The organism is Pseudoflavonifractor phocaeensis, from assembly GCF_016901955.1.
Classification (GTDB): domain Bacteria; phylum Bacillota; class Clostridia; order Oscillospirales; family Oscillospiraceae; genus Flavonifractor; species Flavonifractor phocaeensis_A.
This window is the reverse complement of sequence record NZ_JACJLC010000189.1, coordinates 1-1,381: the sequence shown is the minus strand read 5'-3', so window position 1 is coordinate 1,381 and position 1,381 is coordinate 1. Positions and strand designations below refer to the sequence as shown.

The 1,381-nt window shown below is 52.4% G+C and carries 1 protein-coding gene; it reads right to left on the bottom strand.

All coding sequences use genetic code 11. From position 1 onward, the window contains the following. Positions 1–1,381 (bottom strand): leucine-rich repeat domain-containing protein (locus H6B51_RS17045; protein WP_204884784.1); only part of this gene is annotated, 1,381 nt, incomplete at both ends.

The window sequence follows — 1,381 nt, the reverse complement described above, 5'->3', positions numbered from 1 at the left end:
ACTCCACCGCGCCTGCAAACCAGTTGTTTGTCCGCACATCGGTAAAGGAGCCGACCATTGGCGCGGCGCTCGGCGGCGCAGACGGCAGGCCTTCCAGCATGGACGGCTCAAAGGGGACGACAGGGAAATCACCGTATACCTCTACATAATCAGGCAAAGTAGCCACCTTGTCCGATAATGCGATTGTGATGTTGTCGCCATTGATGTAAGTTGCGGTAAACTTTTCCACATTGGGCATCAGAAGTAATGTATCGCCTCGACAACTGATCGAACCGCCGCCGACATTATCCGAGCCTATCTGTTTGACACGATTCAGATTGATGGTGGGTACATCCGAACTCTCTATGTTACGCACGTTCAAAATCGTGTCCGGCAAGGTCAAGGCATCCATCTGGCAGACAGCCAAAAAGTCATCCCATGTGGTAATAGCAGCCGGCCAATTAGTCACTTGACCGATGTTATTAGCCGCAAACGCTCTCCAGCCCATATGTTCCAGGCTGTCCGGCAGACGGATGTTCATTTTTGTTCCTTGATTGATCGCATAAAAAGCCCGTTCTCCGATATATTTCACACCATTAGGAATTTCCAAATAACTAATATCGATTTGATAATCGGAGTAAAACGCATTCATGCCGATATAGGTCAGGGCGTCGGGTAAATCGCGCAGGGCACTTGGAGGAACGCCTTGGTGTCCGTCGGAAACATCGTCGATATAGGTGACGCTTTCCGGCAGGGTAAAATCGTCTAATTCATACATCCCATAGGGAAACGCATCCGGTCCGATATAGCGCAGCCCATCGGGGAGGGACATGGTGGTGTCATACCGACTGGATTGCCATTCCATTATCCCCAGCGTACCGGGGCGGACGTCGACATGGAGCGGTGTCCAGGAATCCAGTTCGGTTTCCTTAAAGAAGAATACGCCGCCAAGATAGTTTTCGCCGCCTGGCAGGTTCTCCCAATACGGGGTATCCCTAAGGCTTCCAGGATAGAGGGTTTCCAGTGTGCTTGGGAAGCTGATGCTGTCAAGCGAGCTGCAGCCGGCAAATGCGTTATCACCGATTTTTTTCAACCCCTCCGGCAGCACGACATTGTTCAGGCTGGCACAGCCGTCAAAGGCTCCAAACCCAATCTCTTTTAAGCCGCTGCCAAAGGTTACCGTAGTTAGTTCCGACTGTGCGCCAAAAGCGCCGTCTGCAATGTATTCCACGCTGTCCGGTAACGTGACAGAGGTAACCTTACAATTTTCAGTGCGGGCAAGGGAGAAGGCACCGGTGGCAATGCCCCTGACGCCATCCGGTACGGTAACCACAGGATCGTCCCCAAAATAGCATACCAGTTCTCCGCCGATGACAATAAAGGGGTCGCCGCCGTCCCACAC